Raw genomic sequence first — 15207 nt, 5'->3', positions numbered from 1 at the left:
CGATGAAAAAACTTCTACTAATTGTACCTTTGCTGCTGCTGGCAGGCTGTTCGTCTTCCCAGACCTGGGGTTGGTATGTGATCGACCCGACCACAGCATCGGGTTGGGTCAATGTGAAATTTCTGATCTCGGGGATGGGGGCAACGATCCAGATTTCACTGATCGCAGCGGCGATGTCGATCGTCATCGGATTGTTGGTGGCCCTGCCGGGGTTGTCCGAGAAACGCGGCTGGCGGCTGGTTAACCGTGTTTACGTTGAATTTATTCGCGCAATTCCCCTGCTGCCGATGCTGTTCTGGGTCTTTTATGGCTTGCCCATCGTGTTCAAGTCGATGGGCATGAATGTCCCCATCGATCCCTTTTGGGGTGCGATCATCACATTGGCGATTTCTGACAGCGCCTTCACTGCCGAGATTTACCGCGCAGGCATCCAATCCATCGCGCGTGGTCAAAGCGAAGCGGCGCAGACCATCGGGCTGAACTATGTGCAAACCATGCGTTACGTGATCCTGCCGCAGGCAATCCGGCGCATTCTGCCGCCCTTGGCAAACCAGTTCATCTACATCGTCAAGATGAGCGCATTCGCCAGCGTAATCGGGATGCAGGAACTGACCCGGCGCGCGAATGAGCTGGTGGTCACGGAATACCGCCCGCTGGAAATATATACCCTGCTGGTCTTTGAATACCTGATCCTGGTTCTGATCATCAGTGCGGGTGTGCGCTGGCTGGAGCGTCGCATGGGCGCGGATGAGCGCGGATAAGGAGAATGGATATGGACTGGAAAGCTTTCATGGCCGAGACCGAGGCCAATATCGGAACTTTTTCGAAGGAAGTGCCCGAAACCGTGCGCGGCTTTGGCATAATGGGCAAGGCCGCCAAGACCAATGGCGCACTGAGTGAGAAGACCAAGGAATTCATGGCCCTTGGCATTGCCATTGCGACCCGCTGCGACAGCTGCATAGGGTTTCACGTGCGTTCCCTTGTTCGGCTGGGCGCCACCCGAGACGAGATGTGCGAGGCCTTGGCGATGGCGACCTATATGGGCGGCGGGCCGTCTTATGCTTACAGCGCCAAAGCTTTGAAGGCTTATGATGTGTTTTCCGGGTAATTGCCGCGCAAATCACCAAAGCGGATTGTGATCAGCCGTTTGGTTCCGGGTCAGCGTGCCCTAGGCCTCCCGCGTTTTCCTCGGCGGTTTTGCGAATAATTGCACCGATTTTCAGGAGGTTTTCACCCAGCGGGTTGGTCTTTCGCCAGATCAGGCCGATGGTCCGGGTTGGTGGAGTATCCTGAAAGCGGGCGATGGACACGTCGGCCGACCGTGTTTCCAGCCCCACCGCCATTTCCGGTATCAGTGTCACGCCGATGCCGGCCCCGACCATCTGCACCAGTGTGGAAAGAGAACTGCCCTCCATAATGTGCTGCGGTTCGATATTGCGGATCGAACAGAACGAAAGCGCCTGATCCCTGAAACAATGCCCTTCTTCCAGCAACAGCAGCCGCATCGTTCTGAGCTGTGACGAACTTGGCATTGGCAACCCAGCGTCCCGCGCCGGGCGAACCAGCAGAAAGTCTTCGTTGAACAGCGAAAATTCCCGAAGGCTGGGTTCCGAGACAGGCAAAGCGACAACAGCAAAATCCAGTCTTGAGTCCAATATTTCGCCGATCAGGGTTTGGGTGACGGTCTCTTTGGGCTCGATCGTCAGCTGGGGGAATCGTTGCGACAGTGCCTTGATGATTGATGGCAGCAAGTAAGGCGCGACGGTGGGGATGACCCCGATTCTGATGCGACCCGACAAGGGACCAGCGGAAGATTGCACAAGATTCCCCAAATCCTCGACTCGCGTCAGGATTTCGCGGCCATGTTTTAGGACATCTTCGCCAAGCGCGGTCAGGCGCGTCTCGCGCGCTGCGCGTTCGACCAAGGGGCCACCCATGATGGCCTCCAGCTCTTTGATTTGTATGGAAAGCGCGGGCTGCGATATCGCGCTGGCCGCCGCCGCCTTTCCAAAGTGGCCGTGGGTGGCAAGTGCTTCGAAGTAGCGCAGGTGTTTAAGTGTGAGTGACTTCATAGGAAAAACTAATCGCAATGATAGTAATTACAAATTTCCAATTATCGAAACCGTAAGGTACGAGTCAAGACATCTGAACCCCTCGGTAAAGACACAGGAGATTTACAATGGACGGTAATCCCCACAATCACCAATCCGGCGGCTGCCCAGTCTTGCATGGCGGCAACACGGGTACTGGCAACTCTGTCACCAAATGGTGGCCGGATGCGCTGAATCTGGACATTCTGAGCCAGCACGACACGCGCACCAACCCGATGGACGCGGATTACAATCACCGCGAAGCAGTCAAAAGGCTGGATTTCAGCGCTGTTCGCGCCGATGTCGAAGCGTTGCTGACCGACAGTCAGGACTGGTGGCCGGCTGATTGGGGCCATTATGGCGGCCTGATGATCCGACTGGCGTGGCACTCTGCCGGGTCGTACCGTCTGGGGGATGGTCGCGGCGGCGCTGGTTCGGGCAACATCCGTTTTGCACCGCTGAACTCGTGGCCGGATAATGCCAGCCTTGATAAAGCGCGCCGTCTGCTCTGGCCTGTGAAAAAGAAATACGGCAACGCGCTGTCCTGGGCAGACCTGATTGTTCTGTCGGGAACGGTTGCCTACGAATCCATGGGTCTGAAGACCTTTGGCTTTGGCTTTGGCCGTGAAGATATCTGGGGCCCGGAAAAAGACGTCTATTGGGGTTCGGAGAACCAGTGGCTGGCCCCGTCCGAGAACCGCTATGGCGATCTAGAAACCCCCGGCACGCTGGAAAACCCTCTGGGTGCGGTGCATATGGGCCTGATCTATGTGAACCCTGAAGGTGTGAACGGTAACCCGGACCCGGCGAAAACAGCGCTGCACATCCGTGAAACCTTTGCCCGCATGGCAATGAACGACGAAGAGACGGCGGCGCTGACCTGTGGTGGTCACACAGTCGGCAAAGCGCATGGCGCGATGGCGGGCGATCATATCGGCGCCGAACCCGAGGCCTGCCCGGTCTCTGCTCAGGGTCTGGGATGGGACAACCCCGACCAGAACGGCAAGGCAACCAACGCGTTCACGTCTGGTATCGAGGGTGCGTGGACGAAAAACCCGACCAAATTCGACATGGGCTTTTTCGATTACCTGTTCGGATATGAGTGGGAATTGGGAAAATCGCCCGCGGGTGCCAACCAGTGGCAGCCTGTCGACATGCCGGAAGATGAAAAGCCGGTCGACCCGACCGATCCTTCTATTCGCCGTATGCCGATGATGACCGATGCGGACATGGCAATGAAGATCGATCCGACATACAACGCGATCTGTCAGAAGTTCATGGCCGACCCGGATTACTTTGCTGACACCTTTGCCCGCGCGTGGTTCAAGCTGACCCACCGCGACATGGGGCCACGCGTCAATTACTATGGCCCAGACGTCCCGACAGAAGAGCTGATCTGGCAGGACCCGATCCCTGCCGGTTCGACCGGGTATGACGTCGATGCCGTCAAGGCAAAGATCGCCGACAGTGGTCTGACCGCGGTCGAGATGATCACCACCGCATGGGACAGCGCCCGTACCTTCCGTGGCTCGGACAAACGCGGCGGCGCAAACGGTGCGCGTATCCGTCTGGCACCTCAGAAAGACTGGGCAGGGAACGAGCCCGAGCGTCTGGCAAAAGTGCTGGGCGTTCTGGAGCCGATTGCAGCGGAAACCGGGGCCTCGATCGCCGACGTAATCGTTCTGGCGGGTAACGTCGGTCTGGAACAGTCGATCAAAGCCGCAGGCTTTGACATGACGGTTCCGTTCTCGGCTGGTCGCGGCGACGCAACAGATGAGCAGACCGATGCCGATAGCTTCTCGGTGCTGGAGCCGCTGGCGGACGGGTTCAGAAACTGGCAGCTGAAGGAATACGCGGTATCACCCGAGGCGATGATGCTGGACCGTGCGCAACTGCTGGGTCTGACCGCAGCTGAAATGACGGTTCTGGTTGGTGGCCTGCGTGTGCTGGGTGCCAATCACGGCGGATCGGCGCACGGGGTCTTCACGGATCGCGTGGGTCAGTTGACCACCGACTTCTTCGTCAACCTGACGGATATGTCGCTTAGCTGGCACCCGGTTGACGGTGGCACATATGAGCTGCGTGATCGTGCCTCGGGTGAGGTCAGGTTCACCGCAACCAGCGCGGATCTGGTTTTCGGCTCGAACTCGATCCTGCGTGGTTACGCCGAGGTCTACGCCCAGGACGATAATGCCCAGAAGTTCGTGCGCGACTTCGTGGCGGCCTGGACCAAGATCATGAACAACGACCGGTTCGATCTGGTAGCCTAAGTCAAAAATTTTCAGGCGAGGGAAACCTCGCCTGATTTTGTGTTTGGGCAGACATCTGGTACCACCCGATTATCCCGCGATCACATTCTGTTTTTGAATGCCCAGACCTTCGATGCCCAGCTCCATCGTGTCGCCGGGTTTCAGATAGACTTGCGGGTTTTGCCCCATGCCCACGCCCGGCGGAGTTCCGGTCGAGATCACATCGCCCGGCTGCAGGGACATGAATTGCGACAGGTGTGAGATCACAGTTGCCACCCCGAAATGCATCGTCCGGGTCGAGCCGTCCTGATAACGGTGGCCGTTGACCTCAAGATACATCGGTAGATTCTGTGGATCTGCAATCTCGTCCCGCGTCACCAGCCATGGACCAATGGGGCCGAATGTGTCTGCCGACTTGCCCTTGACCCACTGCCCCGAGCGGTGAAGCTGAAAATCACGTTCTGACAGGTCATTGACTACACAATAACCTGCGACGTGATCCATAGCTTCGGCCTCGGAGATGTATTTTGCTTCCTTGCCGATCACCACGCCCAACTCGACCTCCCAGTCGGTCTTGACGGACCCCCGCGGGATTTCCACCGTGTCGTTCGGACCGATAATGGCCGATGTCGCCTTGAAAAAGATCACAGGTTCCTGCGGCAATTCCATACCGCTTTCTGCCGCGTGGTCGGCATAGTTCAGGCCGATGCAAATGAACTTGCCCACATGGCCGACACACGCCCCTAAACGGGTGTTGCCTTCAACAATCGGCAAATCCTGTGGATCCAGCGTGCGCAGTCGCGCCAACCCTTCGTCGCTGAGAACATCACCCGATATATCGTCGATGACGCCTGACAGGTCGCGAATTGTGCCATCGCCGTGCAGCAGCCCGGGCTTTTCGGCACCAAAGGCGCCAAACCGCAGTAGTTTCATATTGTGATCCTTTTCAGCTTAAATCGCCCATCCGCCATCAATGGCAAAGGGCTGACCAGTGGTAAATGCGCTGCTGTCACTCGCAAGGTAGAGCGCCAGATCAGCAATCTCATCCGCGGTCCCGATGCGCCCCATCGGCTGGCGGGCGATGAAATCCGTCATCGCTTTTTCGTAGTCGCCCGTCGCCCTCAAACGCTCGTGCAGGCTGGGGCTGTCAACGGTGCCGGGGCAGATAGCATTGCACCGGATGCCCTGCGTGACGAAATCGGCGGCGATCGACTTGGTCAGGCCAATTACGGCAGCCTTTGATGCGCAATATACAAATCGGTTTGGAACGCCCTTCATCGACGAGGCGACCGAGGACATATTGATGATCGATCCTCCGCCGTTTCTTAACATCGCGGGCAGGGTCAGACGGATCAGGCGATACATGGCCTTCACATTAAGATCAAAACTGAAATCCCAGTCGTCCTCTTCGCACTCAAGAATGGTCCCGTTTGCCACGTAACCCGCGCAATTGAACAGGATATCCAGCGGTGGCAATTCAGCCACGGCACGTTTCACGGCATGCGCGTCTGTCACATCGAGATGGATCGGAGAGATCCTGTCGATCTCCGAAAGCTCGGCCAAAGTGGTTTCGTTGATGTCGCTGGCAAAGACATGCGCGCCTTCGGCTGCGAACAGTTCGGCCGTTGCACGTCCGATACCCTGTCCAGCCGCGCTGATGAATGCGGTTTTGCCTTTTAGTCGGTCAGAAGGCTGATGGGATGTCATTCTGGTCCTCATGATTTCCCGAAACCGGGTAGTGTGTTGGGGATAACTGCCCTGTTGTTCGCGTCTCAGGGATAACATTTGGCTGGATCAGCGGGCCCAAAGCAGTGCGTATTTGGGGTTCGGTGCAGCACCGTCAAATCCTGACGTGATAAGCCTTGGCCGCATTCCCTCCGAGGATGGCCGCACGGTCATTGGTGGAAAGTTCGCTTAGCAGTTCATCGGTTGCATCTATCCAGCGTTCATAGCTGCCTGCCAATGTGCAGACCGGCCAGTCGCTGCCCCAGATCAACCGCGATGGCCCGAACGTGTTCAGTAGGTGATCCACATAGGGGTACAGGTCCCGAACCGTCCAGTCAGGCGCAGCTTCGGTGACAAAACCGGACAGTTTGCAGAACGCGTTGGTGCCCTGCGCGATGGCGGCCATGTCTTCGGCCCATCCGCCAAGTACGCCGTCACGGATCAGAGGTTTCGAGCCATGGTCAATCACAACCCGCATGTCCGGGTGCCGCGCCAGAAGTTGACGCAACGGCCCCAGGTGTTGGGGCAGGGTGAGAGCATCAAAAGTCAGATCGTTAGACTGGATGGCCTCAAAGGCAGGCGTCAATGCCGTGCCGAGCATCCAGTTCGGATCAGCGATATCCTGAATCATTGACCGCAGACCAACCAAAGCGGGATGAGCGGCAAGCTTGGCGATTTGCGCGCTCGCATCCGGAGCGTCAAAATCGACCCAGCCAACCACACCTTTGATAAAGGGTGTCTTGTCCGCCAGGGACAACAGGTACTCCGTCTCGGCGACGGTCGGCGCTGCCTGAACCAGAATTGTCCCGTCGATGCCCTGTGCTTGCAACAATGGCGCAAGATCATCTGGCCCGAAGTCCCGGTAAATCTGGCTCAAGTCCGGTGTCAGCCACCCATAGTCACCACGCGCCAGTGCCCAAAAATGCTGATGGGCGTCGATCTTCATGCGATCACGCCTTTCTTCAGGATGATGTTACCGTACAGCCTGCGCTCGCCGGTCTGAATGATGGCAAATGCTGATGCCGCGCGTTGGTAGAAGGCGAACCGATCCAGACCCTGAATTTGTGCGGGGTTGTCAGCCTGCGCGTCGATGATCTTTTGGAAATCTGCGACGGCCTCGGGCACGGCTTCGGGATCACCGACAACCTGCATGGTCAGCGCGGGGTCGGGCACGAATGAATCCAGCGGCATGACAGACAAAACGGCGCCAAGCAGGTCGCTTGCCGTTGAACCATCCGCACGGATACAGTCAGGCCCAAGGCTGGAGCCCGGGAAATTGGCATCTGCAATAACGATGTCATCGCCATGGCCCATGGCACGCAGGGCATACAGCAACTCAGGTGACAACAGCGGGTCGAGGTTACGCAACATTGACAGATTCCTTGGGCAAGGGGGCATCTGGCCGGATCAGGCCTTCGGTCCGCAGGTCTGACCAAAGCTGGGCGGGGATGGTCCGTTCCATTAGGGCGACATTGGCTTGAACCTCAGCCGCGTTAACAGCGCCCGGAACAACCGTTTTCACGGCGGGGTGTCCCAGAACAAATTGCAGCGCGGCTGCGATCAGTGGTGTGTCATGGGCCGCACAGACGGCTTCGATCCTGCGCACCCGTTCAAGAATATCCTTAGGCGCATCGGAATAGTTATACTTGGCCCCTGGCACCGCTCCGGTAGCGAGGATGCCCGAATTATACGGCCCGCCCAGAATGATACCCACATCACGCTTTTCGCAAAGCGGCAGAAAACTGTTCAAGGCTTCCTGCTCCAAAAGCGTATACCGACCTGCCAGCAGGAATCCGTCGAAATCGCCAAGGCCCAGCAGTTTTTCGCAAACCTGCCATTCGTTTACGCCCGCGCCAATCGCGACGATTTCACCAGCATCGCGCAGTTCAACCAGCGCTTTGTAGCCGCCGCCATCGAACAACTCGCGCACTTTGGCGTCTGACATTTCCTGACTGCCCTGACTGAAAGCGCAGACGTCATGCACCAGAAGAATGTCTGCATTGGCAACACCGATCCGGTCTCGGCTTGCCTCATATGACCGCATGACGCCGTCATAGGTATAATCGAACACAATGCGTTTCTGCGGAACGTCCACAAACGCTTCGGGCGTCACCTCATGTGGTTCGCAATCCAGCAGCAGACGACCGATTTTGGTTGATAGCTGGATGTTCTCACGCCCAAACCGCCTGATCGCTTCGCCAAAGCGATACTCGGACCGCCCCAACCCGTATTGCGGCGCGGTGTCAAAAAACCGGATGCCCGAGTCAAATGCGGATTGCAAAGCAGCCTGCGCATCAGCTTCCGAGACTTTGCGATAAAGATTGCCCAAGGGCGCGCCGCCAAACCCCATACGGGTCAGCGGTACAGGCCGGGACGTCCTGTTGTTCAGAAGGGCGGTTTGCGAAACGGTCATCCTGCCTCTCGGGTGTTTTGGGGGTTTAAATTGAACAGTTGCGGTCTTTCCTGTTGCAGCCGTTCGATCCGAGGCATCAGTTGCCCAAGGTGATGGCGCATGGCGTCTTGTGCCGCACGTTCGTCATGGGCGCTGATGGCGTCGAATATCGCCCGGTGTTCGGCCAGTGTTTCCGCGATGCGGCCGGGTGTCGGCAACAGCAACATCCGCGCGCGGCTGACCTGTAACGACACGGTCTGTGCCACATCCGGCAGGCGCAACATTCCGGTGAACGCCATCAACAGGGCGTGGAATTCCTCATCTGCGTGATAGAACCCGGCAATGTCTTCATCTTCGATCAACAACTGTTGCAGGCGCACATTGCGGCTCAGCTTTTTGCGCTGATCTTCGGTCAGGTCACGCGCTACCTTGGCCACTGTTGCCAGCTCCAGGGCCTCTCGCAGAAAGGCCCCTTCGCGAATTTCATCCATCGAGAAATAGGACACGCGTGTACCCGATTGCGGCACCACATCCACCAGCCCTTCGGCGGCAAGCCTGGTTATGGCGTCCGCGACAGGTGCGCGGGACACACCCAACTGCGCGCAGATCGGCGCCTTGCGAAGGTTAGCGCCGGGGGGGAAATCCAATGCCAGGATCGCCTGTTTGATGGATTGGTAAACGCGCTGCGCGAGCGACCCCTCAAATGTTGAAATGTCGGGCAGGCGGGTGGCGTCAATGTCATATGGGTGGTTCATAAATCAGAACTATCATACTAACATGCTAGTTGACAATAGCAGATTATCCCCGTAGCTCTGTGGCGAACAAGCGGGGATTCCATGCACCCAGTTTCCAAGAACAAAACCCCAGGCGGCCCGGCCCGTGACACAATCCGGTTGAACCCGGATGACAACGTGATCATCGCGTTGCGCGACCTGAAGGCCGGCGCGCAACCGGACGGGCTATCGCTGCAGCTTCCCACGGAAATCGCACGCGGGCACAAGATCGCCACCGTCCCGATTGCGGCAGGTGAGAATGTGATCCGCTACGGACAGATCATAGGTCAGGCCACAGCGGATATCGCCATGGGCGAGCATGTTCATGTCCATAATCTGGGTATGGGGGCGCATCAGCAGGACTACGCATATGCAAGCGCGAACACGCCACTGCCCGAGATTTCAGGCGACCGTATCTTCCAGGGTTTCCACCGCGCCGATGGCAGGGTCGGTACGCGCAACTACATCGGCATTTTGACAACGGTGAATTGCTCAGGCTCCGTGGCGCGGTTCATAGCCGAAGCCGCCGAGAAACGGGGCTTGTTGGACGCGTACCCGAATGTGGACGGCATCGTTCCGATCGTTCATAGCACAGGGTGTGGCATGTCCGGAAAAGATGAAGGCTATGCCACACTGTTCCGGACGTTGGCGGGATATGCCCAGCACCCGAATTTCGCTGGTATCCTGCTGATCGGTTTGGGGTGCGAGGTGATGCGGGTGGCCGATCTGGTTGGGGGTCGTCCGATCCGTCCTGATGGCGTGCTGCGTTATATGACCATACAGAGTGAGGGCGGCACACGCCGTACCATTGAACGTGGATTGGACGAGCTGCGCGGGATTGCCGACCTCGCGAACAAGGCCGAACGCAAACCTGCGCCGATCAGTGCGATAACGGTTGGAATGCAATGCGGCGGGTCGGATGGGTATTCCGGGATCACCGCCAATCCCGCTTTGGGTTATGCCTCGGATTTGCTGGTGCGGCATGGCGGGACGACGATCCTGTCCGAAACCTCGGAAATCTACGGCGCGGAACATCTTTTAACCCGGCGGGCCGAGACCATTGAAATCGGGGAAAAGCTGATCGAACGCATACGCTGGTGGGAGGGGTATACTCAGCGCAACGGCGGTGAGATGAACAATAACCCAAGCCCCGGCAACAAGCGCGGCGGGTTGACGACCATTCTCGAGAAATCGCTTGGCGCTGTCGCCAAGGGCGGCACCGCGCCCTTGCGTGGTGTTTACAAGTTTGGCGAGAAAATTGACAGGACCGGGTTTGTTTTCATGGATAGCCCCGGTTTTGACCCATGCTCGGTCACGGGGCAGGTGGCATCAGGTGCGAACCTGATCGTGTTCACCACCGGGCGGGGCTCGGTTTCGGGATATCAACCAACACCCTGCATCAAGCTGGCAACCAATTCCGAAATGTATGCCCGGATGTCGGAAGACATGGATCTGAACTGCGGGGACATCGTCACAGACGGCGTGAGCATCGAGGCAAAAGGCGAAGAGCTGTTCGAAATGCTGATCCGTGTCGCATCGGGTGAACAAACAAAAAGTGAAGAACTTGGTTTTGGCGGGGTCGAATTCGTGCCCTGGCAAATCGGCGCGGTGATGTAGGCCGCACCACCTCTTGGGGAGAGGGGTGTTTGGGAGGATAAATGACAAAACTGGTCGACATGTCGGGGATCGAGAAACACTTTCCCGGAGTCCATGCGCTGAAATCAGTGCAGTTCGATCTGATGCTGGGTGAAGTCCATGCGCTGATGGGCGAGAATGGTGCGGGAAAAAGCACGCTGATGAAAATCCTCTCGGGGATCTATCAGCGCGACGGCGGCACACTGCAAATCGAAGGGCGTGATGCAAACCCAACCTCGCCACGCGAGGCGCAGGCCTTGGGTATCGGCATCATTCATCAGGAACTGAGCCTGATGAATGATCTGACGGTGGCGCAGAATATCTTTATCGGCCGCGAACCTCGTAAACGGTTTGGGCGACTGAACGATGTCGCGTTGAATGCACAGACGGCCGAGATTTTTGCGTCCATGAACCTAAGCCTCGACCCCAGGGCGCAGGTCGGTAGTCTGACCATTGCGAAACAACAGATGGTCGAGATCGCCAAGGCTCTGTCTTTCCGGTCCAGGGTTCTGATCATGGATGAACCGACCGCGGCCCTGAACGATGCTGAAATTGCAGAGCTGTTCGTGATCATCCGCCGCCTGAAGGCCGAAGGCGTGGGCATTGTCTATATCAGCCACAAAATGGATGAGCTGAAGCAGATTGCTGACCGGGTTACGGTGATGCGCGACGGAGAATACGTTGGCACCGTTGACGCGGCAGCAACGCCGATCAGCCAGATTATCGCGATGATGGTAGGTCGCGAAGTCAAGGAAGAGCCGCTGGTCCCCCCCGATCTGAGCGATGCCGAGGTTTCGCTGGAAGTGACCGGGCTGAGTCGGGGTCACGAAATCCGCGATGTCAGCTTTTCGGTCCTGAAGGGTGAGATCCTGGGCTTTGCCGGGCTGATGGGGGCCGGACGTACCGAAGTTGCGCGGGCAATCTTCGGGGCTGATCCTAAAGATAGCGGAGAAATCCGGGTGCATGGGCAGGTGGTCTCGATCCGCACGCCATCCGATGCCGTCAAGGCGGGCATTGGCTATCTTTCCGAGGATCGCAAGCATTTCGGCCTCGCCACCGGGATGAGCGTTCGTGACAATGTTGCCTTGGCTTCGATGGATATGTTCACCGGACGTGTCGGTGTCCTGAACGATGGTGAAATCAGTACGACAGCCAAGGGTTACATCACGCAGCTGGGTATTCGCACGCCTTCGGACACGCAGGAGGTGCGTCTTTTGTCCGGCGGCAATCAGCAGAAAGTTGTCATTGCCAAATGGCTGCTGCGGGATTGCGATATCCTGATTTTCGATGAGCCCACGCGCGGTATCGACGTGGGCGCAAAATCTGAAATCTACAAGCTGCTGGAAGAACTGGCCGGTCAAGGCAAGACGATCATCGTGATTTCGTCGGAACTGCCCGAGATCATGCGCCTAAGCCATCGCATTGCCGTGATGTGCGAAGGCCGACTGACCGGCATTTTGCCGGGCGGCAAAGCCACCACTCAGGAAGACATCATGCATCTGGCGACGCAGCGGGCGGCGGCGATGCAGGTAACAGGAACAGCGTAATGACCTCAGCAACGGAAATCGAAAAGAAAAGCCCGCTGGCGGGGCTCTCGGAAAGCGGCGCCTATCAAAAGCTGCTGGCCTTCGCCAGCTTGATTGCCTTGCTGATCGGGTTTTCAATCGCGTCGCCGAATTTCATGCAAACCTCGAACATGATTGCCATTTTGCAGGCGACGTCGGTCAATGGGGTGTTGGCGGTTGCTGCAACGCTGGTCATCATTACCGGCGGGATCGACCTGTCCGTGGGAACTCTGATGACGTTCTGTGCCGTCATCGCCGGTGTCGTGCTGACCTATCTCGGTATGCCGCTGTTGTTGGGGGTTGCGGCAGCGATTGCAGCGGGTGCGTTCTGCGGGCTGTGTTCGGGTACCTTTGTCGCCAAGATGAAAATCCCGCCTTTCATTGCCACGCTGGGTATGATGCTGATCCTAAAAGGGTTGTCGCTGGTGATCTCGGGCACGCGGCCCATCTACTTCAATGACACGCCGGGCTTTGACCAGATTTCGCGCGGGTCGCTGATCGGAGAGGTTTTCCCTGCTTTGCCGATCCCCAATGGCGTGCTGATCCTTTTCCTTGTTGCCATTGCAGCTTCGTACATTCTGGGGCGCACGGTTCTGGGCAGATACACCTTTGCGCTGGGATCAAACGAAGAGGCGGTGCGCCTTTCAGGAGTGAACACTGATCTTTGGAAGATGCGCATTTACGCTCTGGCAGGCGGGATCTGTGGCATTGGCGGTATCCTGATCGCGTCGCGCCTGAATTCGGCACAGCCCGCGCTGGGTCTTGGCTATGAGCTGGAAGCCATCGCTGCCGTCGTGATCGGGGGCACGTCCCTGTCCGGTGGGCGCGGTACGATCCTTGGAACCCTGATCGGTGCCCTGATCATGGCGGTTCTGACTAATGGTTTGCGGGTGCTGTCCGTCGCGCAGGAATGGCAGACCGTTGTCACCGGCGCGATCATCATTCTGGCCGTTTACGCCGATATGGCGCGGCGCAGGAAGACAGGTTGAACAGTCACAAAAAATCAGAAACGAAGACCAACTGGAGGAGAAGACATGCTAACACGTCGTTTCATTTTGGGGGCCCTGAGTGCGGCCAGCCTTTCGATACCTGCAACTATGTCATCAGCGGAAGACATATATATTCCGCTGGTGTCCAAAGGGTTTCAGCACCAGTTCTGGCAGGCGGTAAAGTCCGGTGCGGAACAGGCCGCCGAGGAATACGGTGTCACGATCACCTTTGAAGGCCCGGACAACGAAACCATGGTGGATCGTCAGATCGACATGCTGGCGGCGGCCTTGGCCAATAACCCCAAGGCCATCGGTTTTGCCGCTCTGGACAGCCAGGCCGCCATTCCACTGCTGAAGCAAGCTGATGAAAAAGGTATTCCGATCATCGCTTTTGACAGTGGCGTTGACAGCGACATCCCAGTTTCTACAGCAACAACGGATAATCAGGCCGCGGCTGCGCTGGCTGCGGACAAGATGGCCGAGATGATCGGCGGCAAAGGCAAAGTGGCCGTTGTTGCGCATGACCAGACCAGCCGCACAGGCATCGACCGGCGCGACGGCTTCGTCAATCGCATTGCCGAAAAATACCCGGACATCGAAGTTGTCACGGTTCAATACGGTCAGGGTGACCACCTGAAATCGACCGAGGTGACCAAAGCGATCCTGGCGGCGAACCCCGATCTGAATGGCATCTTCGGCACCAACGAAGGCTCGGCCATCGGTGTGGTGAACGGGGTGCAGGAACTGGGGACCGAGGGGCTGGTCATCATCGGGTATGACAGCGGCAAGGCCCAGAAAGATGCGATCAAAAGCGGGCTGATGGCGGGTGCAATCACTCAGAATCCCGTGGGCATCGGGTATGAAACCGTCAAGGCTGCTGTGGCCGCGATGAAGGGCGAAGAAGTTCCTGCCCTGATTGATACCGGGTTTTACTACTACGACGCATCCAACATCGACGATCCAAAGATCGCGGCTGTTCTGTACGACTGATTTTCATTGTCATACTTGTTCCTGGCTCTTGGTTCTCCAAGAGCCAGAAGCTTGTCAGAATCCCTGCATTAGCATGTCGATGCCGGCGGTGATCTGCGCAAAGTGGTCATCAAGGTTGTCGACCGGCGATTTTAGAATGCCCACCGGAACGGCAGCCATGAATTGGGTTGCCATTACAAACGGTTTGCCCTGGATATCAAAGACGGGATTGAGCCGGGTGGCTGGGATCGGCGCGGTCGCTTCGGGAAGCAGGGGCACGACGACGCGTGTGTTCAACCCGCTCAGCAGATCGCTCTGGATGTCCAGAAGATACCCGTCACCTGACGGGTTGGGGAACACGTCGTATTTTGGCATCAGAACTGTCGGTAGGTGTCCAGCGGTAAGCCATTACGCTCGACATACGCGTTGGAACTCTCAAGTGCGGCCTTGTTTTCGGCTTTCCAGCGTTCAGCTTTTGCGCTGGCGACTGCGGCCCGAATGCCGTCTTCGGCTGCGCGGGACAGGTTGATCTTCAGATCCCGCGCCTCGGACAGCATATCGCCATCCAGTGATAGATTTGTCGGTTTGCGAGATGGAGCATTCATTTGACTACCCTCTGAACTGCGCCATTTTATCATCACATGATATGCGCGTCAAACATGCGCATAATGCGTGAAGCGCGGAAGCTCTCTGTTCAACGGCACGTGGCAATCAGGAGGTTTTGGCCTCAAAAGAGCTTTGCGCTCAGTTTTCCAACCCTCCCCAATTATTCTGCGACATTTTGTTTTTGTTTGTGTTTATTGAACTGTTGGTCGAAGAG

16 protein-coding genes are annotated in these 15207 nt (G+C 57.4%); 7 read left to right on the top strand and 9 right to left on the bottom strand.

The features are described from left to right. The first annotated feature begins 2 nt into the window (after positions 1 to 2). Together I9182_RS16685 and I9182_RS16680 are read left to right on the top strand one after the other, a co-directional pair. Positions 3 to 761, top strand: a complete 759-nt coding sequence (locus tag I9182_RS16685; RefSeq protein ID WP_209506840.1) for an amino acid ABC transporter permease — start codon at positions 3 to 5, stop codon at positions 759 to 761. An 11-nt stretch (positions 762 to 772) separates the two neighbouring features. Then, positions 773 to 1108 (top strand): carboxymuconolactone decarboxylase family protein, encoded by a 336-nt coding sequence (locus tag I9182_RS16680; RefSeq protein WP_209599036.1) that lies wholly within the window; start codon positions 773 to 775, stop codon positions 1106 to 1108. A gap of 31 nt (positions 1109 to 1139) precedes the next feature. Here the strand turns inward: I9182_RS16680 and I9182_RS16675 are convergent, their stop codons facing one another. After that, positions 1140 to 2072, bottom strand: a complete 933-nt coding sequence (locus I9182_RS16675; protein WP_209599035.1) for a hydrogen peroxide-inducible genes activator — start codon at positions 2070 to 2072, stop codon at positions 1140 to 1142. A gap of 107 nt (positions 2073 to 2179) precedes the next feature. Between I9182_RS16675 and katG the strand changes: the two genes are divergently transcribed. After that, positions 2180 to 4360, top strand: a complete 2181-nt coding sequence (katG, locus tag I9182_RS16670) for a catalase/peroxidase HPI (protein WP_209599034.1) — start codon at positions 2180 to 2182, stop codon at positions 4358 to 4360. 69 nt (positions 4361 to 4429) lie between these two features. On the opposite strand, the gene I9182_RS16665 is transcribed toward katG, so the two are convergent. From I9182_RS16665 to I9182_RS16640, 6 genes are all read right to left on the bottom strand, one after another. After that, a complete protein-coding gene (locus I9182_RS16665; protein ID WP_209599033.1) occupies positions 4430 to 5272 on the bottom strand; it encodes a fumarylacetoacetate hydrolase family protein in 843 nt (280 codons plus the stop codon). Positions 5273 to 5290: 18 nt separating this feature from the next. Then, on the bottom strand, positions 5291 to 6046 hold the full coding sequence (locus tag I9182_RS16660; RefSeq protein ID WP_209506845.1) for an SDR family oxidoreductase: 756 nt from the start codon (positions 6044 to 6046) through the stop codon (positions 5291 to 5293). A 133-nt stretch (positions 6047 to 6179) separates the two neighbouring features. Then, a complete protein-coding gene (locus I9182_RS16655) occupies positions 6180 to 7010 on the bottom strand; it encodes an amidohydrolase family protein (RefSeq protein WP_209599032.1) in 831 nt (276 codons plus the stop codon). Beyond that, complete coding sequence (locus I9182_RS16650) at positions 7007 to 7435, bottom strand: RbsD/FucU domain-containing protein (protein WP_209599031.1); 429 nt, start codon at positions 7433 to 7435, stop codon at positions 7007 to 7009. The genes I9182_RS16655 and I9182_RS16650 overlap by 4 nt, the downstream gene beginning before the upstream one ends. Beyond that, positions 7425 to 8477: an aldo/keto reductase gene (locus I9182_RS16645; protein ID WP_209599030.1), complete on the bottom strand. Its 1053-nt coding sequence runs from the start codon at positions 8475 to 8477 to the stop codon at positions 7425 to 7427. The genes I9182_RS16650 and I9182_RS16645 overlap by 11 nt, the downstream gene beginning before the upstream one ends. Next, the gene (locus I9182_RS16640; protein WP_209599029.1) at positions 8474 to 9211 is read right to left on the bottom strand and encodes a GntR family transcriptional regulator; all 738 of its coding nucleotides are present in this window, start codon (positions 9209 to 9211) and stop codon (positions 8474 to 8476) included. The genes I9182_RS16645 and I9182_RS16640 overlap by 4 nt, the downstream gene beginning before the upstream one ends. A gap of 81 nt (positions 9212 to 9292) precedes the next feature. On the opposite strand from I9182_RS16640, the gene I9182_RS16635 reads away from it, so the two are divergent. Genes I9182_RS16635 through I9182_RS16620 form a run of 4 tightly spaced genes read left to right on the top strand, consistent with a single transcriptional unit; the run spans position 9293 to position 14408 of the window. Next, positions 9293 to 10846, top strand: a complete 1554-nt coding sequence (locus I9182_RS16635) for an altronate dehydratase family protein (protein WP_209599028.1) — start codon at positions 9293 to 9295, stop codon at positions 10844 to 10846. Between the two features lie 41 nt (positions 10847 to 10887). After that, positions 10888 to 12411 carry a sugar ABC transporter ATP-binding protein gene (locus tag I9182_RS16630; RefSeq protein WP_209599027.1) on the top strand — a complete coding sequence of 508 codons (1524 nt, stop codon included), beginning with the start codon at positions 10888 to 10890 and terminating at the stop codon, positions 12409 to 12411. Continuing rightward, positions 12411 to 13418: an ABC transporter permease gene (locus tag I9182_RS16625; RefSeq protein ID WP_209599026.1), complete on the top strand. Its 1008-nt coding sequence runs from the start codon at positions 12411 to 12413 to the stop codon at positions 13416 to 13418. Before I9182_RS16630 ends, I9182_RS16625 begins: the two co-directional genes overlap by 1 nt. Before the next feature lie 45 nt (positions 13419 to 13463). Next, on the top strand, positions 13464 to 14408 hold the full coding sequence (locus I9182_RS16620) for an ABC transporter substrate-binding protein (protein ID WP_209599025.1): 945 nt from the start codon (positions 13464 to 13466) through the stop codon (positions 14406 to 14408). A 54-nt stretch (positions 14409 to 14462) separates the two neighbouring features. On the opposite strand, the gene I9182_RS16615 is transcribed toward I9182_RS16620, so the two are convergent. Further along, a complete protein-coding gene (locus I9182_RS16615; protein WP_209599024.1) occupies positions 14463 to 14762 on the bottom strand; it encodes a CcdB family protein in 300 nt (99 codons plus the stop codon). Then, the gene (locus I9182_RS16610; RefSeq protein WP_209599023.1) at positions 14762 to 14992 is read right to left on the bottom strand and encodes a type II toxin-antitoxin system CcdA family antitoxin; all 231 of its coding nucleotides are present in this window, start codon (positions 14990 to 14992) and stop codon (positions 14762 to 14764) included. Before I9182_RS16610 ends, I9182_RS16615 begins: the two co-directional genes overlap by 1 nt. Between the last annotated feature and the right edge of the window lie 215 nt (positions 14993 to 15207).

Origin of the sequence: Ruegeria sp. HKCCSP351 (assembly GCF_017872535.1) — a bacterium.
GTDB lineage: Bacteria > Pseudomonadota > Alphaproteobacteria > Rhodobacterales > Rhodobacteraceae > Ruegeria.
The sequence above is the reverse complement of the archived record's forward strand: the minus strand, read 5'-3'. Positions and strand labels throughout refer to the sequence as shown.